The following is an 18,740-nucleotide window of genomic DNA, read 5'->3' on the forward strand; positions in this document are numbered from 1 at the left end:
CCCCTCACACCGTGTTGTCGCGCGAGACGCGCAGGTAGATCGCGGAGAACACCATGAGCACGATCATGAGCATCAGGCCGAGCGCGTTGCCGGCGTTGAGGTTGCCGAAGTTGAAGGCGTACTGGTACATGAGGTAGACGACGCTGACCGTGGCGTTCTCGGGACCGCCGCCGGTGAGCAGGTACGGCTCGATGAACACCTGCATGGTCGCGACGATCTGCAGCAGGAGCATCACCAGCAGGATCAGCCTGGTCTGCGGGATCGTCACGTGCCGGATCCGCTTGAACAGGCCGGCGCCGTCGAGCTCGGCGGCCTCGTAGAGCTCGCTCGGAATGGTCTGCAGGGCGGCGAGGTAGATCAGCGTGCCGCTGCCCATGTTCATCCACGTGGAGACGATGACCAGCGAGATCAGCGCCGTGCTCGTCGAGTTGAGCCACTGCAGTCCCGGCAGGTGGACGAAGCCGAGGACCTGGTTGAACAGCCCGTAGTCGGGGTTGTAGAACCACTGGAACAGCAGGACGCTCACGGCCGGCGGCAGCATCACCGGAAGGTAGACGACGAAGCGCAGATAGGCGCGCGCGTGCCGCAGCTCGTTGAGGACGATCGCCGTGACGAACGGGACTCCGTAGCCGCACAGCAGGGCGAGCACGGTGAACAGCGCCGTGTTGACCCACGCCGGCCCGAAGGCCGGGTCGTTGACGATGGTACGGAAGTTCGCCAGCCCCACCCACTTCGGCGGGTCCACGAAGTTCGTCTTCTGGAAGCTGAGGATGACCTCCCGGATCATCGGATACCAGGAGAAGAACGCGAAACAGATCAGGGCGCCGCACAGGAAGCCGTACGCGGTCACGTTCCGCTGGACGAGGCGGCGCAGCCTGGTCGGCTCCCGCCGCCTGCCGCCGCTCGTCACCGGGATGCTCGCTGTGGTCATCGTTGTGTTCCGATCTCGACGTGATTGCCGGGGCGCCGGCCGCGCGCGGGGTTTCGGTCACGGCACGGCGCCCCGGATTATCGAACGGTCAGCCCTTGGAGGCCAGCAGCGAGTTGACCTTCGCCTCCGCGTCGGACAGGAGCTGGTCGACGTTGGCGTCCTTCCTCGTGAGGACGGCCGACATCGGGGTGTCGAGGATCGCGTAGATCTCCTGCGCGTACGGCCCCGGCTCCGCCTTCGGCGGGATGCCCTTGGAGCCCTCCACCCATCCGGCGAACTGGGTCGCGTCGATGTTGGCGTTGTCCTTGCGCAGCTGGTCGACCGCCTGGCCGGAGGGGGTGTCCGGGCGGTACAGGTCCGGGTAGGGCTGGCCGACGGTCAGGCCCTGGCCCTTGGCCCGCACGTAGTCGAGCTGGCCCTTGCCGGGGGTGAGGAACTCGTACTCGATCCACTTGAGGCCGGCCTTGATCTGCTCCGGCGTGGCCTTCGGGTTGATCATGTAGCCGGCGCCGCCGTTGAACAGGGCCTTGGCCTCGGGCTGCGCGGTGATGGCGTAGTTCTCGAACTTGCCGCCGAAGTCGTTGCGCAGCGAGATGAGCACGTCGGGCGCGCCCAGCATCATGCCCATCTTGCCGCCGGCCATGGCCTTCATCAGGGCCGGCCACTCGATGTAGAGCTGGGAGCCCATGCTGTTGTCGACCCAGCGCATCTGCTGGAGGTTCTGCAGCACGGCCTTGCCCTCGGGGCTGTTGAAGGCGGCCTTCTTGCCGTCGTCGCTGATGACCGAGCCGCCGCGGCCGTAGATGGAGGCGGTGAAGTGCCAGCCGCCGACGTTGTTTCCGCTGTACTCGCCGTACCCGACGTACCCCTGGCCGAGCCCCGCGATCTTCTTCGCGGCGGCCTGCACCTCGGCCCAGGTCTTGGGCGGGTTGTTCGGGTCGAGGCCGGCCTTGGTGAAGACCGCCTTGTTGTAGACGAGACCCATGCCGTAGCCGTCGGTCGGCAGGCCGTAGACCTTGCCGTCCTTCTTGAACATGTCGATCTCGTTGTTGTAGTCCGCGAACGTCTTGACGTCGTTGACGTACGGCGTGATGTCCGCGGCCTGCCCGCTCGCGATGAGGCGGCCCACGTTGGGGAAGTTGACATAGAAGACCGTCTCCAGGTCGCCACTGGCGAGCTTGGGCTCGAAGGTCTTCGGGTCGTAGCAGGGGAAGGCGTCGGTGACCTTCTCGATCTTGATGTTGGGGTTCAGCTTCTGGAAGGCCGCCACGTCCTCTTCGAAGGTCGCGCGCTGCGCCTTGTTCGTCTTCGGCGGCTCACAGTTGATCGAGATAGAGACCGGCCCTGCGGCGCCGCCGGGTGCCGCACTGGTCTTGCTGCCACCGCTACCGCTGTCGTCGGAGCCGCAGGCGGCCGCGGCCGCGAGGGTGAGTCCCGAGACCAGCAGTATCGAGAGCTTCTGGGCTTTCATCATCGTTCCCTTCTGGAACCGCGCACCACGACCCGTTGGAGCACGCGTCCCGGGGCCGGCTGGAGCGCCCCGATCCGCTCGGTTGCGAGAAACATACAGAGGCATGCATGTGGGAGCAATAGTTCGTCATGCACTGTGCAAAAAAGTGACAGTTACGGGTGTGTCACTGACATGAGATCTCGCAGCCGGGCGGGTGTCCAGCAGGAAACGGTCACACCTTCCTGGGAGCCGGCGCGGTGGACGCCCGGACGACCAGCTCCGGCTCGAAGAGCAGCTCGTCACCGGGGACGACGGCGGCGTCGATCTGCGCCACGAGGAGCTCGACCGCGGCCCGGCCCATGGCGTCGATCGGCTGCCGCACGGTCGTGAGGGGCGGGTCGGTGCAGTTCATCAGGGCAGAGTCGTCGTATCCGATGACCGAGACGTCCTCGGGCACCGAGAGGCCGGCCCTGCGGGCGGCCCGGATGGCCCCCAGCGCGAGCACGTCGCTCGCGCAGATGATGCCGGTGATCCCCCGGCGGACCATGCGGGCGGCCGCCGCGTGGCCTCCCTCCAGCGAGAACATCGTGTGCTCGACGTGGTCGGCCGGCAGCTCCACGCCGTTGGCCCGCGCGTACGCGCGGAAGGCGGCGAGCTTGCGCTGCGACGGCACGTGGTCGGGGGGGCCGAGCAGGAGCGCCACCTGCGTGTGGCCGAGGGCCAGCAGGTGGGCGAGCGCGATCTCGGAGGCCGCCACGTCGTCGCAGGACACCTGCGGGAAGCCGAGGTGCTCGACCGCGGCGTTGACCAGGACGATGGGCAGCTTGCGCTCCAGCACCCGCTCGTAGTGGCTGTGCGAGGCGTCCCCCTGGGCGTACAGGCCGCCCGCGAAGACCATCCCCGACACGTGCTGCTGGAGCAGCAGGTCGACGTAGTCGGCCTCGGAGACGCCGCCGACCGTGCGGGTGCACAGCACCGAGGTGAACCCCTGCTGCGCGAGGGCGCCGCCGACCACCTCGGCGAAGGCCGGGAAGATCGGGTTCTGCAGCTCGGGGAGGACGAGGCCGACGAGCCGTCCGCGGTCGCCTCGCAGCTGGGTGGGGCGCTCGTACCCGAGCACGTCGAGGGCCGTGAGCACCGCCTCCCGGGTGGCGTCGGAGACGCCCGGCTTGCCGTTGAGGACGCGACTCACCGTCGCCTCGCTCACGCCCACCTTCTTGGCTACTTCCGCAAGCCGTCGTGTCATGGGCGCAACTATACGACAAATAGCGCAAGAGATTTCATCGGCTTGCGCTCAGGGTCGGTGGACGTCGTCCCGGCAGCCGAGGAATCTCGCCGCGGCAGGGACCGGTCCACGACAGCGTCAACTGGGACGAGGGCTGGTCGTGACACGGGCGTTATCTTACGACTTCTCGTCGAAATATTGCAGTTGGTTGTTCGCCAACTTATCGTGTGGGCCACTCGCCCAGTCAGAGATGTGGCGGTCCCGCGTCACGCCGCATCTCTCGGATCCTCCTGCGAAAGGGCCTCCATGAGACGATCCGGAGCCGCCGTCGCCGCGACGTCCGCCTGCCCACGGGCACCCGAGTCCTCCGGGACCACGCCGCCGTCACCGCGCCCGCGCGACAGCCGGGTCTGACCTTCACCGCACCACCGGCCGGCCCGCGGGCAGGTCTCCGAGTCCGAGGCGTACGCGTCGTCGTCACGCCCGGACCGGAACGGGACACCCGGAGGAGGAGTGGACGCCTCCTCCTCCGGGCTCGCCCTCAAGCATGGGACGGGCTCAGCTCACCGCGACGCCGACCCGGCCGGTGGAGGAGCGCACCACGAGCTCGGGCTCGAACAGCAGCTCGCCGGTGGCGACCGCGGCGCCCTCCATCTGGCTCAGCAGGAGCTCGACCGCGGCCCGGCCCATCGCCTCGATGGGCTGGCGCACCGTCGTCAGAGGCGGGTCCACGCAGGTCATCAGCGCGGAGTCGTCGTAGCCGACCACCGACACGTCGTCCGGCACCCGGCGGCCCGCGCGGCGGGCGGCGCGGATCGCCCCCAGCGCGAGCGGGTCGCTGCCGCAGATCAGACCGGTCACGCCCTGGCGGACGAACTTGAGCGCCGCGGCGTGGCCGCCCTCCAGCGAGTGCATGGTGTGCTCGACCTGCTCGCCGCCGGCCGCGCGGAACGCCTCCAGCTTCCGGATGGACGGCATGTGGTCGGGCGGGCCGACGATCAGCCCGATGCGCTCGTGGCCCAGGGCGCGCAGGTGCCCGAGGGCCTGCTCGACGGCGATCTTGTCGTCGCAGGAGACCCGCGGGAACTCCCAGTGGTCGGCCGCCGCGTTCACCAGCACCGTCGGCAGGCGGCGCTCCACCAGGCGCAGGTAGTGCTCGTGGACCACACCGGTCTGGGTGTAGAGGCCGCCGGCGAACACGACGCCGGACACCTGCTGCTGCAGGAGCAGGTCGACGTAGTCGGCCTCGGAGATCCCGCCGACCGTGCGGGTGCACAGGACGGGCGTGAACCCCTGCTGGGCCAGGGCGCCGCCGACCACCTCGGCGAACGCGGGGAAGATCGGGTTCTGCAGCTCGGGGAGCACCAGGCCCACCAGGCGGGCCCGTTCCCCGCGCAGCTGGGTGGGCCGCTCGTACCCGAGCACGTCCAGGGCCGTCAGCACGGCCTCACGGGTGGCCTCGGAGACCCCCGCCTTGCCGTTGAGGACGCGACTCACCGTGGCCTCGCTGACCCCGACCTTCTTCGCAACCTCTGCAAGCCGTCGCGTCATGGGCGCAAGCATACGACGGCGCGGACCGTCGCCAGCGGCGCTCGATCGCCGTTCCCATCGGGGATCCCGCTCTGTAAGCGCCGTGAAAGTGATCCGCAAGCAGACGTCCCTAACGTCAGCGGCGTCACAGATCACCAGGAAGGCATCATGAACATCCTCAAGAGCTCCCTCGTCGTCGCCGCGGCGTCCGCCCTTCTCACCCTGACCGCCGCCTGCGGGGGCAGCGCCCAGGCTTCGGTGTGCCAGGAGGCGACCCAGGCGTTCACCGACTACAGCAGCAAGGCCGGCGCGTCGGCGGGGAACATCGACGGCATCAACACGGCGACCAAGGACCTCGCGGCGAAGCTGAAGGACCTGTCGGGCAAGGCCGACGGCGACCTCAAGACCGCGCTGGCCGGCATGGCCGACTCGTGGGCGTCGTTCAAGATCGACGTCTCGGACCCGGGGGCGGCGGCGAAGCTCAGCCAGTTCGCCACCAAGGCCACCCAGGCCACGCAGGACCTGGCCGCCGCCTGCTCCTGACGCGCAAGCGCGCCCCCGGTTCGTCACGCGCGTGTGGGGCGGGCGCCCGCCGGCCCCGCCCCGCCGCCGTCAGTAGTCGAGCCCCCAGTCGTGGGCGCCGAGCTTGTAGGCCTCGCCGTCGCGGACCAGCCGTCCGCCGTCGGCGAGGCCGCCGAGCGCCTGGCGCACGTCGTCCTCCGGCAGCTCGGTCATCCCCGCGATCTCGGAGACCGTCGCGGGGCGCTCGTCCACGTTGAGCGTGGCGACCGCCTCGTACACGGTCATCTCCCGGGACGACATCTCCTGGGCGTCGCCGAGGCTCTCCTCGGCCCTGCCCTCCGCGGGCCTCGCGCCGTCGTCACGCATCGCGCAGCCTTGCGCCCTCGCGCAGCCGCTCGGGGTCCACGTGACGCTCCGGGAAGCGCTTCAGGTACTCCCCCTCCAGTTCCTCGGTCCGCGAGGTGTGCCGCTCAAGCGCGTCGTCCGAGCCGTGGAAGAGCGTGTCCGTACGGGTCTCGTGCAGGTGGCGCAGCTCGCGGAACAGGTCCTCGTCGCCCAGCTCAGCCGGGTCGACCCCCATCGTCATCACGTTCTCCTCACGCCTCGGTCGGCTTTTCCCATCGCTCGTCGGGGCTCTTGTCATCGGGTTCCGCGTTCGGCGGGTCGGTCGCCGAGGGAGCGTGCTCCCCCGCGAAGTCCGGCTCGTCGTCGGTGTCGATGTAACGGCCGTCCTCTGTCCTCATGCGGGTCTCCTGCCCGCTGCCGGTGGACCCATTCATCCGGCGCGGACGGCCCGTGAGGCCTCTCTGAGCGGCGCCGACAGGCGGTACGGCCCGCACCCCGGCGTGCGGGCCGTACCGGCACGCGGGTCAGGACAGGTCGAACTCGCCGCCCTTGACGCCGTCGATGAAGGCCTCCCACTCCCCGGGGCTGAACATGAGCCGGGGGCCTTCTGGGTCCTTGGAGTCGCGCACGGCGATGCCGCCGCGCAGCAGCGCGACCTCGACGCACTGGTTGCCGACGGTGTTCGAGCGGGTCGCCTTGCGCCAGACGGCGCCGTCCGCGGTGACCGCCGGTTCGGTTCCCCTCATCGTCCTGACATCTCCTTCTCGACAGAAATGACCTTCTCTATGGACTTCTCCGGGCCGAGCGCGGCGGCACGAAGATGATCGAAGACCTGGACGTACGCGCGGACCTCGTCGGGGTCTTCCAGGTAGAGCTCGCCGCCCATGTTCTCCAGGAAGACCACGCCGGGGTCCTCCGGATCGGGGGAAGGCGAGGACGGCGAGCGGGGTGCCCATGCCCAGATAGGCGCCGGCGTCGAACGGGAGCACCTGGAGGGTGACGTTCGGCTGCACGGCGACCTCCTGCAGCCTGCGCAACTGCTCGGCCATGACGGCCGGGCCGCCGACGGGACGCCGGAGCGCGGCCTCGTCGACTACGGCCCAGTAGGCGATGGCGTCGGGCCCGGCGAGGCGGCGCTGCCGCTCCATCCGGACCGCGATCCGCCGTTCGATCTCGGCCGGGTCCTGGACCAGCGCGGCGCTGACGACGGCCCGGGCGTAGGCCTCGGTCTCCAGCAGCCCCGGCACGAGCAGCGGCTCGTAGTTCCAGACCGACGCGGCCTCCGCCTCCAGCCCGACGTACGGACCGGGCAGGACGTCGTCGTACGCGTGCCACCAGCCGCGCCGGGCGGCCTCGCGGGCCAGCCCCAGCAGGGCCTCCCGCTCGCCGCCGCCCACCTGGTAGAGGTCGAGCAGGTCGCGCATGGTCCGGCTCTGCGGCCGGGTGTGCCCGCTCTCGATCCGGTACACCGTGGAGGCCGCCATGCCGAGGCGCTGGGACACCTCCTCGCGGGTGAACCCCGACTCCCGGCGCAGACGAGTCAGTTCCGCGGAAAGCCGGCGAAGCCGGACCGTCGGGCCCCGTCCTCCCCGCATCAGCCGATATCCCCCTTTGGAAAAGGAACCGTGCAATCCTGCATTCGCCGTATTGCACGGCGGAATATCAAAGTGCAGGATGAACGAAGTCTGACACGGACCTCGATTCGGCATCCACGGACGGGTGCACAGGGAGTTATCGCAGGATGACAATTCTCAACCTCTCGGGGAGAATCGCGATCTCACGGCCTTTCTCGGGAGACCCGTCCCAGGCACGGGCGGCGCGGCGGTTCGTCGCAGCCCGGCTGGGGGACGGCCACCCGTGCCGCGACGACGCCGTCCAGCTGATCGGCGAGCTCGTCGCCGAGTCCCTGCGCCACGCCTCCTCCTGCGGGAGCCGTCCCGGATACTCGGTCGCCGTGGCGGCCACGCCGGCCTCCGCCCGTGTGACGCTGTCCACGCAGGCGTGCGGCTGCTGGACGTCCCCGCACCTCACGCCCGGGCGCGGGGTCCACCTCGTCGACCTGTTCACCCACCGGTGGGGTGTGTCGGCCAGCCGTACGGGCGTGTGCGTGTGGTTCGAGCTGGGCCAGGAGCCGGTGCCCGCGCGGGTCCCCGGCGTACGGGACCTGCCCGGGCGCTGACGCCCGGGGGCGGCCCACGCGGGGGCCCGCGGCCGCCGATGAGGCGAGGCGCGAATTTCCGGCCGGATGCGGGGTAGTCGGGCGACATATCTTCCGAAGAAGGGGACGATATGGCGCAAATTAGTACCGACATTCCCGCACGGCTGGATCGGCTCCCCTGGGCTCGCTGGCACTGGCTGGTGCTCATCGGCCTCGGCACCGTCTGGATCCTCGACGGTCTCGAGGTCACGATCGTCGGAGTCATCGGCCCCCGCATCACCGAGAAGAGCAGCGGTCTCGCGCTGACCGAAAGCCAGGTCGGCCTCGCCGCCGGCGTCTACGTGGCCGGCGCCTGCGTCGGCGCCCTCTTCTTCGGGCACCTGACCGACCGTTTCGGGCGCAAGAAGCTGTTCATCGTCACGCTCGCCCTCTACCTCGCCGCCACCGTGGCCACGGCGTTCTCGCACGACGCCTGGTACTTCTTCCTGTGCCGCTTCTTCACCGGCGCGGGCATCGGAGGCGAGTACGCCGCGATCAACTCGGCGATCGACGAGCTGATCCCGGCACGCGTGCGCGGCACGGTCGACCTCGTGGTCAACGGCTCGTTCTGGCTGGGCACGGCCCTCGGCGCGGTGGTCGCGATCCCCGCGCTCAGCACGAGCGTGTTCCCCGCCGACGTCGGCTGGCGGCTGCTGTTCGGCCTCGGCGCCGTCCTCGGCGTGGGGATCCTGCTGGTGCGGCGGCTCGTGCCGGAGAGCCCGCGGTGGCTGTTCATCCACGGCAGGGAACGCGAGGCGGAGGAGATCGTCTCGGGCATCGAGCGCACGGTGCGCGAGGAGTCGGACGACGACCTCGAGCCGCCCCGGGGCGAGATCAGGATCACCCAGCGGGACCACACCCCGCTGACCGAGGTCGCGAGCACGCTGCTGCGCCGCTACCCGAAGCGCACCGCGGTCGGGCTGGCGCTGTTCGTCGGCCAGGCGTTCCTGTACAACTCGATCTTCTTCACGTACGCGCTGGTGCTGTCGACGTTCTTCAAGGTGTCGGACAGCAGCACCGCCTGGTACCTGATCCCGATCGCGATCGGGAACTTCCTGGGACCGGTGCTGCTCGGCAGGTTCTTCGACACCGTCGGCAGGCGGGCGCTGATCTCGGGCTGCTACGCGCTGTCGGGCCTGCTGCTGCTCGGCACGGCGGCCCTGTTCGACGCCCACGTCCTGAACGCGGTGACGCTCACGGCCTGCTGGATGGTCGTGTTCTTCTTCGCCTCGGCCGGGGCCAGCTCGGCGTACCTGACCGTGTCGGAGATCTTCCCGATGGAGACGAGGGCGCTGGCCATCGCGCTGTTCTACGCGGTGGGCACGGGCCTCGGCGGCATCATCGGCCCGGTCCTGTTCGGCCGCCTGGTCGAGAGCCAGTCGGTCGGCAACGTCGTGCTGGGATACGTCCTCGGCGCGGCCCTCATGATCGGGGCGGGCGCCGTGGAGTGGTTCATGGGCGTCGAGGCCGCGCGGCGGTCGCTGGAGGACATCGCCCAGCCGCTGAGCGCGCAGGAGACGCAGACCGTCTGACCCGTCGGGCGCCCGGCCCCGGTCCGCACTCCTCCCGCCGCCGCTCGCATCGCCGCTCGCATCGCCGCTCGCATCGCCGCTCGCATCGCCGCTCGTCCGGCGCGAGCGGCGGCGCGGGGATGCCGGACGCCCCCGAAGGGGTATCAACCCCCCAGATGCGCATGTAGGGCGCATCTTCGTACATACGGGGGAATCATGGCTGAAGAACAGAAGAAGAAGCCGGCGAAGTCCACCGGAAAGGCCAAGAGAACGGCCATCAAGGAGGCCCGGAGCGCCAAGCAGGCCAAGAAGGCCCGGCGCGACGACACGGGCGCCGGCGATTACACCCCTGCGCCATGAGAACGCCATGATCTGAGCGGCCGGGACCGGGCGCCACGCGCTCCCGGCCCGGCCGTTTCCCCGCCCCTCCATGACATTTGTCCTGTCGCATCCGGGATGGGCACCACTGGATGGTCATCTCGCCGGTCAGGCAGAGTTAGATATGTGGACAACACAACCCTCCGCCCCCCGTTGAACCGCGTGAGCCGTACCGCGATCTGGTACTGGACCACGCGGGCCGCCCTCGGCTGGCTGTTCCTCGCCGCCGTCCAGGTCGTCTGGCTGATCCTCGACGACGGCGACCGCCCGGTGCACGTCGCCGGCCTGGCGGCCACCGTCGTCGCCGCCGTCGCGCACGTCGCGGTCATGCCGCAGTGGCGCTACCGCGTGCACCGGTGGGAGGCGACCCCGGCGGCCGTCTTCACCCGGTCGGGCTGGTTCAAGCAGGAGTGGCGGATCGCCCCGGTCTCCCGGATCCAGACCGTCGACAGCCGGCGCGGGCCGCTCGAGCAGCTGTTCCGGCTCGCCAACGTCACCGTCACCACCGCGTCCGCGGCCGGGCCGCTCAAGGTGGACGGCCTCGACCGGAACACCGCCCAGCGCCTGGTCGCCGAGCTCACGGCGAACGCGCAGGCGACGGCGGGTGACGCCACGTGACCGCCGCGCCGGTCGAGACCGACTGGCGGCGGCTGAGCCCGCGGATGCTGGTGATCCACCCGTTCCAGGAGGTCGTCCGGGCCGCCCCGGCCCTGATCGGCCTGCTGTTCGCCGGATCGGGCAGCGGCGGCGAGGGCCACCTGTGGAGCCTCGCCGGCGTCGGGATCATGGTCCTGTTCGGCATGCTGCGCTGGTTCACCACGACGTACCGGATCACGGCCGAGCACGTGCAGGTCCGCAAGGGCCTGCTGAACAGGAAGGTCGTGACCGTCCCCCGCGACCGGGTCCGCACGGTCGACGTGACCTCGCACATCCTGCACCGCGTGCTCGGGCTGGCCCGGGTTGAAGTCGGCACCGGCATGTCCGACCGCAAGCGCGGAGGCGAGCTCAAGCTCGACGCGCTCAGCGTCGCCGAGGCGGCCCGGCTGCGGGTGGAGCTCCTGCACCGCAGCCCGGTCGCCGACACCCCGCCCGAGGACATCGCCGCGACCGGCGTCCCGGCCGTCGTCGCCGGCGCCCCCGGGGCGGACGAGACCGAGCTGGCCGTCCTGCGTCCCCAGTGGATCAAGTACGGGCCGTTCACGCTGTCCGGGCTCGTCGCGGTCGGCGTCATCGCCGGCTACCTGTCGCGGCTGGCCTCCGAGGGCAACGTGGACCTCGGGCAGGTCGGGCCGGTCCGCGAGACGTGGCGGTGGCTGAGCGCGGCGGCGCTGCCGCTGGCCGTCGCGACGGTGGTGCTCGTGCTCGCCCTGTTCGTGGGGGTGGCCTCCACGATCGGCTACCTGCTGGCCTTCTGGAACTTCCGGCTGACCCGGCACCGCGGCGGCACCCTCCACGTCACCCGCGGCCTCGTCACCACCCGCGCGACGACCGTGGAGGAACGGCGCCTGCGCGGCGTGGAGGTGAGCGAGCCGCTGCTGCTGCGGGCCGTGCGGGGGGCGCGCCTCATCGCGATCACGACCGGGCTGCGGGTGGGCCAGGGCGCCCAGCGCGGCGGGTCCATGCTGCTGCCGCCCGCGCCGAGGGCCGAGGCGGAGGCCGTCGCGGTCCGCGTGCTGCGCGGCGCCGCGGATCCGTCGCCGGTCACCGTGCCGCTGACCACGCATGGTTCGGCCGCCGTGCGCCGCCGCTTCACCCGCGCGTTCGGCGTCCACGCGGCGGTCACGGCCGTGCTGCTGTACTGCTGGCTCTGGTCCGACCTGCCGTCCTGGCCGGGCCTGACGATGGTCGCCCTGCTCCCCCTCACCGCCCTGATGGCCGCCGACCGGGCCCGCAACCTGGGGCACACGCTCGCGTCCGGCTACCTCGTGAGCCGTGCGGGCTCGCTGGTGCGGCGGCGGGTGGTGCTGGAGTGCGACGGGATCATCGGCTGGAACGTCGAGCGCTCGTTCTTCCAGCGGCGTGCCGGGCTGGTCACGCTGACCGCGACGACCGCGGCCGGACGGCAGGGGTACCGGGTGCAGGACGTCGCCCTGGCCGAGGCGCTGCGGATCGCCGCCGCCGGGTCGCCCGGGCTGCTCGACCCCTTCCTGGCCGGCGGGGACGCCGTCCCCGCCGCCGAGGGTCAGGTGCGCAGGTAGGAGGCGCCGTTGAGGTCGATGACGGCGCCGCTCGCCCACTCGGCCTCCGGCGACGCCAGGTAGAGGACGGCCGCCGCGATCTCCTCCGGCCGGGCCACCCGGCCGAAGGGGCTCTGCGCACGGATCTCGTCGCCGCGCGGCGGCTTGAGGTGCTCGTTGGTCATGTCGGTCTCCACGAAGCCGGGGGCCACGGTGCCGACCGTGATGCCGAGCGGGGCCAGGGCGACGGCGAGCGACTGGCCCATGGCGTTCAGCCCCGCCTTGCTCGCGGCGTACGCCGGGCTTTCGGGCTCGCCGCGGAAGGCGCCGCGGGAGGAGACGTTGACGATCCGCCCGCCCGGCCGCATGTGCCGGACGGCGCTCCAGGTGACGTTGGCGGGCCCGACGAGGTTGACGTCCAGCGTCCTGCGCCACACCTCCCGCCACTCCTCGTAGGAGACCTCGGCGATCGGATGCCGGAGGAAGACGCCCGCGTTGTTGACCAGCACGTCGATGCCGCCCAGCGCGCCGGCCGCCTCGTCGGCCATGCGCCGGGCCTGCTCCGGGTCGGACACGTCCGCCCGCACGACGGCGTGGCCCTCGCCAGGCAGTTCGTCCCTGAGCCGTACGGCCAGGTCGGAGGAGTCCCTGTGGTGGATCGCGACACGGTCGCCACGCTCGGCGAAGGCGAGCGCGATCGCCCGCCCGATGCCCCGCGACGCCCCCGTGACCAGTACCGCTCGTCCGTTCATCATCCGCAGGCTAGCAGTTTCGGCGGCATTCCCTCCGTCTGCGGCCCTATGGACGAAACGTCCAGAATGCGGCTTCCGTCGGCCGGAATGTCCCACGACACTGTGAGGCATGAGCCTCGACATCGAGCGCGTCCGCGCGCTCTATCCCGCCCTGTCCGACGGTTACGCCTGGCTGGACGCGGCCGCGGGCACCCAGGTGCCCCAGCCGGTCATCGACGCGATCGCCGCCGCCTACTCCGCCGGCATCGGCAACACGCACGGGGCCTTCCCCGGCAGCGCCCGGTCCGACGCCATCGTCACGCGGGCCCGCGAGGCCGTCGCGGACCTGGTGGGCGGCGATCCCGCGGGCGTGGTCCTCGGGCCCAACATGACGACGCTGACGTACCGGTTCGCGTACGCGCTGGCCAAGGACTGGGGGCCGGGCGACGAGATCGTGGTCTCCCGGCTCGACCACGACGCCAACGTCCGGCCCTGGGTGCAGGCGGCCGAGCGCGCCGGGGCGCGGGTCCGGTGGGCGGAGGTCGAGGTGCCGGACGGCGAGCTGCCGGCCGGCCAGTACGACGAGCTCGTCACCGAGCGGACCCGGCTGGTCGCGGTGACCGCGGCCAGCAACATCCTGGGGACCATGCCCGACGTCCCGCGCATCACGGCGCGCGCCCGGGCCGTCGGGGCCCTGTCGTACGTGGACGGCGTCCACGCCACCCCGCACGGGCCGATCGACATGGCGGCGCTCGGGGCCGACTTCTACGCGACCAGCGCCTACAAGTGGTCGGGCCCGCACATCGGGGCCGTGGTCGCGCGGCCCGCCCTGCTGGAGACGCTGCGGCCCGACAAGCTCGCCTCCTCGCCCTCGGAGGTGCCGGACCGGTTCGAGACCGGGACCGCGCCCTTCGCCGACCTCGCCGGGGTCGCGGCGGCCGTCGACCACCTCGCGGACCTCGACCCGGCCGCCACCGGGACCCGGCGGGAGAGGCTGCTGGCCTCGATGACGGCGGTGGAGGCGTACGAGCAGGCGGAGCTCGCTTATCTCCTCAAGGGCCTGTCGTCGCTGCCCCACGTGAACCTCGTCGGGTCGCCCCGCCGCCGCACGGCCACGGCGTACTTCACGGTTACCGGGCACACTCCTCGGGAGGTGGCCGAGCACCTCGCCGCCAACCGGGTGAACGTCTGGGACGGGCACTGCTACGCGTGGGAGCTCACGCGCGCCCTGGGCATCCGGGACGAGGGCTCCGCCGTACGGGCCGGGCTCGTGCACTACAACAGCCGCTCGGACGTGGACCGCCTGCTCAATGCGCTGGAGGATCTGCCGCGCCGCTGACACAATGTCGGACTTGTCGCTGAATACCATGTGATGCCTGATATGCGGCCCGCACCAAGGAGACCGAGTGACCCGTTACGGCCAGATGTTCGGCCCCGACATCACGTTCCTCGGCGTCGAGCGCTGCGACCTGGACGATCCGGACAGCTTCGCCGGCGCCGACGTGGTCATCCTCGGCGCGCCCTTCGACGGCGGCACCTCCCACCGTCCGGGGGCGCGGTTCGGGCCGAACGCCATCCGGCAGACCTGCTACCTCCCGCACGACGGCCACCGGCCGAGCCTCGCGCTGCGCGTGGACGCCCTGCGCGACCTGCGGGTGCTCGACGCCGGTGACGTCGAGACGTACGCGGGCGACATCGAGGGCAGCCTGCGGGCGATCGAGGAGGCCGTGGCCCGCATCGCCGCCTCCGGGGCCGTGCCGATCGTGCTCGGCGGCGACCACACCGTGGCGCTCCCGGACGCGACCGGCGTGGCCCGCCACCACGGGTTCGGCCGGATCTCGATGCTGCACTTCGACGCGCACGCCGACACCGGGGACATCGAGTTCGGCCACCTGCACGGCCACGGACAGCCGATGCGGCGGCTGATCGAGTCGGGCGCGATCCGGGGCGACCGGTTCCTCCAGATCGGGCTGCGGGGCTACTGGCCGGGCCCGGACATCCTCGGCTGGATGGCCGGGCAGCGCATGCGTTCGTACGAGATGACCGAGATCGTCACGAGGGGTCTCGACGCCTGCCTCACCGAGGCGTACGGCATCGCGCTCGACGAGTGCGAGGGCGTCTACCTGTCGGTCGACGTCGACGTGTGCGACCCCGGCCACGCGCCGGGCACGGGCACGCCGGAGCCCGGCGGACTGTCGGCCCGCCAGCTCCTCGACGCCGTACGGCGGACCTGCTACGAGCTTCCGGTGGTCGGGGTGGAGATCGTCGAGGTGGCGCCGCCGTACGACCACGCGGACATCACCGCCTACCTCGGCAACCGGGTCGTCCTGGAGGCGCTGTCGGCCATGGCGCGCCGGCGGAAGGACGCCGCCGAGGGGACCCGGTGGGACCCGTCCCGCCCTCTCCTCGACGGCCGCTGAGACCGGCCGTTCCACCGAACGGCGGGGGCGGAGCGCGGTGGTCTGGTAGGGATTGCAGGGTGATGCGACACCGGCCCCCGGCCCGCACGGCCGTCCCCGCCCCCGCAGCCGCCGTCCGGCCGGGCGCGCTGCACGCCCTGCTGCCGGTCGTCCTGGCGGCCGTCCTGCTCGCGACCGGCTGTGGGGCGGCCGCCCCGGCCGGCGGGAGCGAGCGGACCGGGAGCGATCCCTCCGCAACATCCACCCCCGGCACGTCCATCTCCACGTCCATCTCCACGTCCACCCCTCGCGCGGCCCGGCCGACGCACACCGCCGCCGGCCGCGCGGCCCCGGCCTCACCGCGGCCCGTCCGGGTGCCGGCCGGCGTGACGGCCGGCTACGTGGTCGTGGACCGGTCGGCCGGAGGCGCCGGCAGGGTGGTGGCGCGCCACGACGCCCACCGCCGCTTCCGCTCCGCCTCGGTCGTCAAGATCCTCATCGCGCTCGACTACCTGGAGCGGCACCGCGGGCCCGTCCCACGGGCGGACCTGGCCCTGCTCACGCCGATGCTGCGCGGCAGCGACGACGACGCGGCCACAACCCTGTGGCACCGCGGCGGCCAGGGCGAGATCGTGCGCCGGACGGCGCGCCGGCTCGGCCTGGCCGACACGGCCCCGCCTCCGGCCGCCAAACCCGGCTTCTGGGGCTACACGGCGATCAGCGCGTCCGACATCGCGCTCGTCTACCGCTACCTGCTCGACCGGGCCCAGCCGCGGGTCCGCGACCTCATCCTGGGCAACCTGCGCCAGGCGTGGCACTGCGCGAGCGACGGCTTCGACCAGTACTTCGGCATCCCCCGCGCGGTGCCCCGGCCGTGGCTCGTGAAGCAGGGCTGGTCGGGTTTCGGCTCGACCCCGCCGACGCGTTGCGGACGAACCGGGACCGCGTCGTACGAGATGGGTACGTTCCACAGCACGCGCGATCCGGTTGATTTCGTCCGTCCCGTGCTCCACACTACTGGCGTGATCGGCGACCGGCTGATCATGGTGGTGCTCACCGTGCAGCCCTCGGGGGCGTCCTTCACGAACTCGGCGGCACGGGTGACGAAGCTGGCGAGGGACCTCTACCTCAGCGTCGCCTAGAAGATCCGCAGATGCCGTTTAGGCCCCCGGGCGCCGGGCAGCGGCCACGCCGTGCTCTCCCTCTCTGAAAGCTGGTCGGCGATGGGTTTCCCGTGGGGATTGCTCGGCCGGGACATCGCGGTCGATCTCGGTACGGCGAACACGCTCGTGTACGTGCGCAAGAAGGGCGTGGTGCTGGACGAGCCGTCCGTGGTGGCGATCAACATGCACACGGACCGGATCGTGGCGGTCGGCACGGCGGCCAAGGAGATGATCGGCCGCACTCCCCCGCACATCGTCACCATGCGCCCGCTCAAGGACGGCGTGATCGCCGACCTCGACGCCGCCGAGCGGATGCTGCGCCACTTCATCCAGCTTTCGCACAAGAACCGCTACCTCGCCAAGCCTCGCGTCGTGGTCGCCGTGCCCAGCGGCACCACCAGCGTCGAGCAGCGGGCGGTCAGGGAGGCCGCGTACGAGGCGGGCGCGCGGCGGGTCCACATCATCGAGGAGCCGATGGCCGCCGCGATCGGCGCGGGGCTCAACGTCGGCGACACCACCGGCAACATGGTCGTCGACATCGGCGGCGGCACGACCGAGGTCGCGATCGTGTCGCTCGGTGGCGTGGTCGTCGCCAAGTCGGTCAGGGTGGGCGGCGACGAGCTCGACGAGGCGATCGTCAACTACGTGAAGAAGGAGCACGCCCTGCTCTTGGGCGAGCGGACGGCGGAGCACATCAAGATCACGTTAGGCAGCGCCCGGCCGGGCGGCGCAGACGACGCGACGTCGGTCCCGATCCGCGGCCGCGACCTGGTGACCGGGCTGCCGAAGACCGCGGCGATCAGCCGGGCCGAGGTGCGCGAGGCGATCGAGGACCAGGTCCAGACGATCGTCGACGCGGTGCAGACTACCCTCGACCAGTGCCCGGCCGAGCTCGCGGGCGACCTGATCGACAACGGCATCGTGCTGACCGGGGGCGGCGCGCTGCTCGACGGGCTGGCCGATCGGCTCGGGGAGGCCGTCGGCATGCCGATCCACCTGGTCGACCAGCCGCTCCAGTCGGTCGTCCTCGGCGCCGGCCGCTGCGTCGAGCGGTTCGACGAGATGCAGGACGTGTTCCTTCCCGAAAACCGCCGATGAGGACGGCCTCCGGCCGCCGCGTGCCGGCGCTGCTGGTCGCCGTGTCGGTGCTGCTCATCGCGGCGGACCACTGGCTGACGCTGCCCCCGCTGCGGGCGCTCGGGTCGGCCGTGTACGGCTCGCTGGAGAGCGGGGTGTCCTCGGTCACGCGGCTGGCGGCCGACCCGCGCCGCCTGGACGGGGTCGAGCGGGAGAACGCCCGCCTGCGGGCCGCCCTGCTCGCCGCCCGCCGTCCCTCGCAGGCGCCGGCCGGGGCCGGCGACTACCGGGTGGCGCCCGCCCACGCGATCGCGTTCGGCCGGGACCAGACGGTCACGATCGACGCCGGGACCCGTGCGGGCGTCACCGGGGACATGACCGTGTTCGACGCCGACGGGCTGGTGGGCCGGGTCGTCCGAGCGGGCCCGTCGACGGCCACCGTCCAGCTCGCCACGGCCGCGGCCGCCTCGATCGGCGCCCGGCTGGAGACCTCCCGCGAGGTCGGCCTGGTCACGGGCGTGCCCGAGCGCGGGCTGCTGCGGCTGAGCCTGCTCAGCGCGACGGCGGCGGTGCGGCCCGGCGACCGCGTGGTCACGCTGGGGTCGGAGAACATGCGGCCATATGTGCCGGACGTGCCGATCGGCACGGTCGTGTCGGTGGAGCGGACGCCCGGCGCGCTGACGCCGACCGCCCTGGTCCGGCCGTTCGCCCGGTTCACCGCCCTCGACCTGGTCACGGTCGTGCTGGGAGGCCCGGTCGCCGTGCCCGACGGAGCCGAGCCGCCCTCGGGTGCGGCCGGATGAGGCGCGCCCTGGCAGCGGCGGTCGTCGTCCTGCTCGCCCCGGTAGCGCAGGTCGCCGGGGTCAACGCCCTCGACCTGCCGGGCGGCGGGCCCTCCGTGGCGCTCGTCGGGGTGGTCGCGCTCGCGCCGCTGCTGAGCCCGGCGGGGGCGGCCGTCCTGGGGTTCGCCGCCGGGCTGGCCGCCGACGTCGCGCCGCCCGCGGACCACACGATCGGGCGGCTCGCCCTCGCCCTGTGCCTGGCCGGGTGGCTGTGCGCCCGGGTCCCGGACGACGCCGGCCCGGTTGCGCGGGCGGCCGCGGC

20 protein-coding genes and 1 pseudogene are annotated in these 18,740 nt (G+C 71.9%); 12 read left to right on the plus strand and 9 right to left on the minus strand.

What is annotated here, in order from left to right; all coding sequences use genetic code 11:
• Positions 1-4: 4 nt before the first annotated feature.
• The 4 genes from MPTA5024_RS21955 to MPTA5024_RS21975 all read right to left on the minus strand — a co-directional run bounded on the left by MPTA5024_RS21955 (position 5) and on the right by MPTA5024_RS21975 (position 5,157).
• A complete protein-coding gene (locus MPTA5024_RS21955; protein ID WP_036327519.1) occupies positions 5-931 on the minus strand; it encodes a carbohydrate ABC transporter permease in 927 nt (308 codons plus the stop codon).
• An 88-nt stretch (positions 932-1,019) separates the two neighbouring features.
• Positions 1,020-2,405, minus strand: a complete 1,386-nt coding sequence (locus MPTA5024_RS21960) for an extracellular solute-binding protein (RefSeq protein WP_232326591.1) — start codon at positions 2,403-2,405, stop codon at positions 1,020-1,022.
• A gap of 208 nt (positions 2,406-2,613) precedes the next feature.
• Positions 2,614-3,627, minus strand: a complete 1,014-nt coding sequence (locus MPTA5024_RS21965) for a LacI family DNA-binding transcriptional regulator (protein WP_036327524.1) — start codon at positions 3,625-3,627, stop codon at positions 2,614-2,616.
• Between the two features lie 537 nt (positions 3,628-4,164).
• Entirely contained in the window at positions 4,165-5,157 is a 993-nt protein-coding gene (locus MPTA5024_RS21975) for a LacI family DNA-binding transcriptional regulator (RefSeq protein ID WP_036327528.1), read from the minus strand.
• Positions 5,158-5,304: 147 nt separating this feature from the next.
• Here MPTA5024_RS21975 and MPTA5024_RS21980 point away from each other — a divergent pair, with 147 nt between their 5' ends.
• The gene (locus MPTA5024_RS21980) at positions 5,305-5,679 is read left to right on the plus strand and encodes a hypothetical protein (protein WP_036327530.1); all 375 of its coding nucleotides are present in this window, start codon (positions 5,305-5,307) and stop codon (positions 5,677-5,679) included.
• A gap of 69 nt (positions 5,680-5,748) precedes the next feature.
• Here MPTA5024_RS21980 and MPTA5024_RS21985 read toward each other — a convergent pair whose 3' ends face one another.
• The 4 genes from MPTA5024_RS21985 to MPTA5024_RS22000 form a co-directional block, all read right to left on the minus strand.
• Positions 5,749-6,024: a hypothetical protein gene (locus MPTA5024_RS21985; RefSeq protein ID WP_036327532.1), complete on the minus strand. Its 276-nt coding sequence runs from the start codon at positions 6,022-6,024 to the stop codon at positions 5,749-5,751.
• A complete protein-coding gene (locus MPTA5024_RS21990; protein WP_036327533.1) occupies positions 6,017-6,244 on the minus strand; it encodes a DUF6158 family protein in 228 nt (75 codons plus the stop codon). The genes MPTA5024_RS21985 and MPTA5024_RS21990 overlap by 8 nt, the downstream gene beginning before the upstream one ends.
• 10 nt (positions 6,245-6,254) lie before the next feature.
• Positions 6,255-6,401 (minus strand): hypothetical protein, encoded by a 147-nt coding sequence (locus tag MPTA5024_RS41150; RefSeq protein WP_157099643.1) that lies wholly within the window; start codon positions 6,399-6,401, stop codon positions 6,255-6,257.
• Positions 6,402-6,527: 126 nt separating this feature from the next.
• Positions 6,528-7,505: a Scr1 family TA system antitoxin-like transcriptional regulator gene (locus MPTA5024_RS22000; protein ID WP_232326592.1), complete on the minus strand. Its 978-nt coding sequence runs from the start codon at positions 7,503-7,505 to the stop codon at positions 6,528-6,530.
• A gap of 239 nt (positions 7,506-7,744) precedes the next feature.
• Here MPTA5024_RS22000 and MPTA5024_RS22005 point away from each other — a divergent pair, with 239 nt between their 5' ends.
• The 5 genes from MPTA5024_RS22005 to MPTA5024_RS22020 all read left to right on the plus strand — a co-directional run bounded on the left by MPTA5024_RS22005 (position 7,745) and on the right by MPTA5024_RS22020 (position 12,287).
• Complete coding sequence (locus MPTA5024_RS22005) at positions 7,745-8,182, plus strand: ATP-binding protein (RefSeq protein WP_036327538.1); 438 nt, start codon at positions 7,745-7,747, stop codon at positions 8,180-8,182.
• A 110-nt stretch (positions 8,183-8,292) separates the two neighbouring features.
• Positions 8,293-9,732, plus strand: a complete 1,440-nt coding sequence (locus MPTA5024_RS22010; protein WP_198167324.1) for an MFS transporter — start codon at positions 8,293-8,295, stop codon at positions 9,730-9,732.
• A 195-nt stretch (positions 9,733-9,927) separates the two neighbouring features.
• Positions 9,928-10,071: a hypothetical protein gene (locus MPTA5024_RS41155; protein ID WP_157099644.1), complete on the plus strand. Its 144-nt coding sequence runs from the start codon at positions 9,928-9,930 to the stop codon at positions 10,069-10,071.
• A gap of 144 nt (positions 10,072-10,215) precedes the next feature.
• On the plus strand, positions 10,216-10,707 hold the full coding sequence (locus tag MPTA5024_RS22015; RefSeq protein ID WP_036327540.1) for a PH domain-containing protein: 492 nt from the start codon (positions 10,216-10,218) through the stop codon (positions 10,705-10,707).
• Positions 10,704-12,287, plus strand: a complete 1,584-nt coding sequence (locus MPTA5024_RS22020) for a PH domain-containing protein (protein ID WP_036327543.1) — start codon at positions 10,704-10,706, stop codon at positions 12,285-12,287. The genes MPTA5024_RS22015 and MPTA5024_RS22020 overlap by 4 nt, the downstream gene beginning before the upstream one ends.
• Here MPTA5024_RS22020 and MPTA5024_RS22025 read toward each other — a convergent pair.
• Complete coding sequence (locus MPTA5024_RS22025) at positions 12,272-13,018, minus strand: SDR family NAD(P)-dependent oxidoreductase (RefSeq protein ID WP_036329029.1); 747 nt, start codon at positions 13,016-13,018, stop codon at positions 12,272-12,274. The genes MPTA5024_RS22020 and MPTA5024_RS22025 overlap by 16 nt on opposite strands.
• Positions 13,019-13,127: 109 nt before the next feature.
• Between MPTA5024_RS22025 and MPTA5024_RS22030 the strand changes: the two genes are divergently transcribed.
• From MPTA5024_RS22030 to MPTA5024_RS42445, 6 genes and pseudogenes are all read left to right on the plus strand, one after another.
• Positions 13,128-14,336 (plus strand): cysteine desulfurase-like protein, encoded by a 1,209-nt coding sequence (locus MPTA5024_RS22030; protein ID WP_036327545.1) that lies wholly within the window; start codon positions 13,128-13,130, stop codon positions 14,334-14,336.
• Between the two features lie 67 nt (positions 14,337-14,403).
• Positions 14,404-15,417, plus strand: coding sequence for an agmatinase (gene speB / locus MPTA5024_RS22035; RefSeq protein ID WP_036327547.1), 1,014 nt, complete (start codon positions 14,404-14,406; stop codon positions 15,415-15,417).
• Between the two features lie 62 nt (positions 15,418-15,479).
• The gene (locus tag MPTA5024_RS22040; RefSeq protein ID WP_051458504.1) at positions 15,480-16,538 is read left to right on the plus strand and encodes a hypothetical protein; all 1,059 of its coding nucleotides are present in this window, start codon (positions 15,480-15,482) and stop codon (positions 16,536-16,538) included.
• A gap of 81 nt (positions 16,539-16,619) precedes the next feature.
• Positions 16,620-17,657, plus strand: a complete 1,038-nt coding sequence (locus MPTA5024_RS22045) for a rod shape-determining protein (protein ID WP_036327550.1) — start codon at positions 16,620-16,622, stop codon at positions 17,655-17,657.
• Positions 17,654-18,439 carry a rod shape-determining protein MreC gene (gene mreC, locus MPTA5024_RS22050; protein ID WP_036327553.1) on the plus strand — a complete coding sequence of 262 codons (786 nt, stop codon included), beginning with the start codon at positions 17,654-17,656 and terminating at the stop codon, positions 18,437-18,439. Before MPTA5024_RS22045 ends, mreC begins: the two co-directional genes overlap by 4 nt.
• Positions 18,436-18,740, plus strand: a pseudogene (locus MPTA5024_RS42445) (rod shape-determining protein MreD); the annotation flags it as partial. The gene mreC and the pseudogene MPTA5024_RS42445, both read left to right, overlap by 4 nt.

It is taken from the genome of Microbispora sp. ATCC PTA-5024, assembly GCF_000511135.2.
GTDB classification, from domain to species: Bacteria; Actinomycetota; Actinomycetes; order Streptosporangiales; family Streptosporangiaceae; genus Microbispora; species Microbispora corallina.

What these genes read in the sequence shown, in the direction of transcription:
- MPTA5024_RS22005 (WP_036327538.1), top strand. Translation starts at nt 7,745, where the DNA reads ATGACAATTCTCAACCTCTCGGGGAGAATCGCGATCTCACGGCCTTTC.
- MPTA5024_RS41155 (WP_157099644.1), top strand. Translation starts at nt 9,928, where the DNA reads ATGGCTGAAGAACAGAAGAAGAAGCCGGCGAAGTCCACCGGAAAGGCC.
- MPTA5024_RS22030 (WP_036327545.1), top strand. Translation starts at nt 13,128, where the DNA reads ATGAGCCTCGACATCGAGCGCGTCCGCGCGCTCTATCCCGCCCTGTCC.
- MPTA5024_RS41150 (WP_157099643.1), bottom strand. Translation starts at nt 6,401, where the DNA reads ATGAGGACAGAGGACGGCCGTTACATCGACACCGACGACGAGCCGGAC.
- MPTA5024_RS21965 (WP_036327524.1), bottom strand. Translation starts at nt 3,627, where the DNA reads ATGACACGACGGCTTGCGGAAGTAGCCAAGAAGGTGGGCGTGAGCGAG.
- MPTA5024_RS21980 (WP_036327530.1), top strand. Translation starts at nt 5,305, where the DNA reads ATGAACATCCTCAAGAGCTCCCTCGTCGTCGCCGCGGCGTCCGCCCTT.
- MPTA5024_RS21955 (WP_036327519.1), bottom strand. Translation starts at nt 931, where the DNA reads ATGACCACAGCGAGCATCCCGGTGACGAGCGGCGGCAGGCGGCGGGAG.
- MPTA5024_RS22040 (WP_051458504.1), top strand. Translation starts at nt 15,480, where the DNA reads ATGCGACACCGGCCCCCGGCCCGCACGGCCGTCCCCGCCCCCGCAGCC.
- MPTA5024_RS22010 (WP_198167324.1), top strand. Translation starts at nt 8,293, where the DNA reads ATGGCGCAAATTAGTACCGACATTCCCGCACGGCTGGATCGGCTCCCC.
- MPTA5024_RS21985 (WP_036327532.1), bottom strand. Translation starts at nt 6,024, where the DNA reads ATGCGTGACGACGGCGCGAGGCCCGCGGAGGGCAGGGCCGAGGAGAGC.
- mreC (WP_036327553.1), top strand. Translation starts at nt 17,654, where the DNA reads ATGAGGACGGCCTCCGGCCGCCGCGTGCCGGCGCTGCTGGTCGCCGTG.
- MPTA5024_RS21960 (WP_232326591.1), bottom strand. Translation starts at nt 2,405, where the DNA reads ATGATGAAAGCCCAGAAGCTCTCGATACTGCTGGTCTCGGGACTCACC.
- MPTA5024_RS22025 (WP_036329029.1), bottom strand. Translation starts at nt 13,018, where the DNA reads ATGAACGGACGAGCGGTACTGGTCACGGGGGCGTCGCGGGGCATCGGG.
- MPTA5024_RS21990 (WP_036327533.1), bottom strand. Translation starts at nt 6,244, where the DNA reads ATGACGATGGGGGTCGACCCGGCTGAGCTGGGCGACGAGGACCTGTTC.
- MPTA5024_RS22045 (WP_036327550.1), top strand. Translation starts at nt 16,620, where the DNA reads ATGGGTTTCCCGTGGGGATTGCTCGGCCGGGACATCGCGGTCGATCTC.
- MPTA5024_RS21975 (WP_036327528.1), bottom strand. Translation starts at nt 5,157, where the DNA reads ATGACGCGACGGCTTGCAGAGGTTGCGAAGAAGGTCGGGGTCAGCGAG.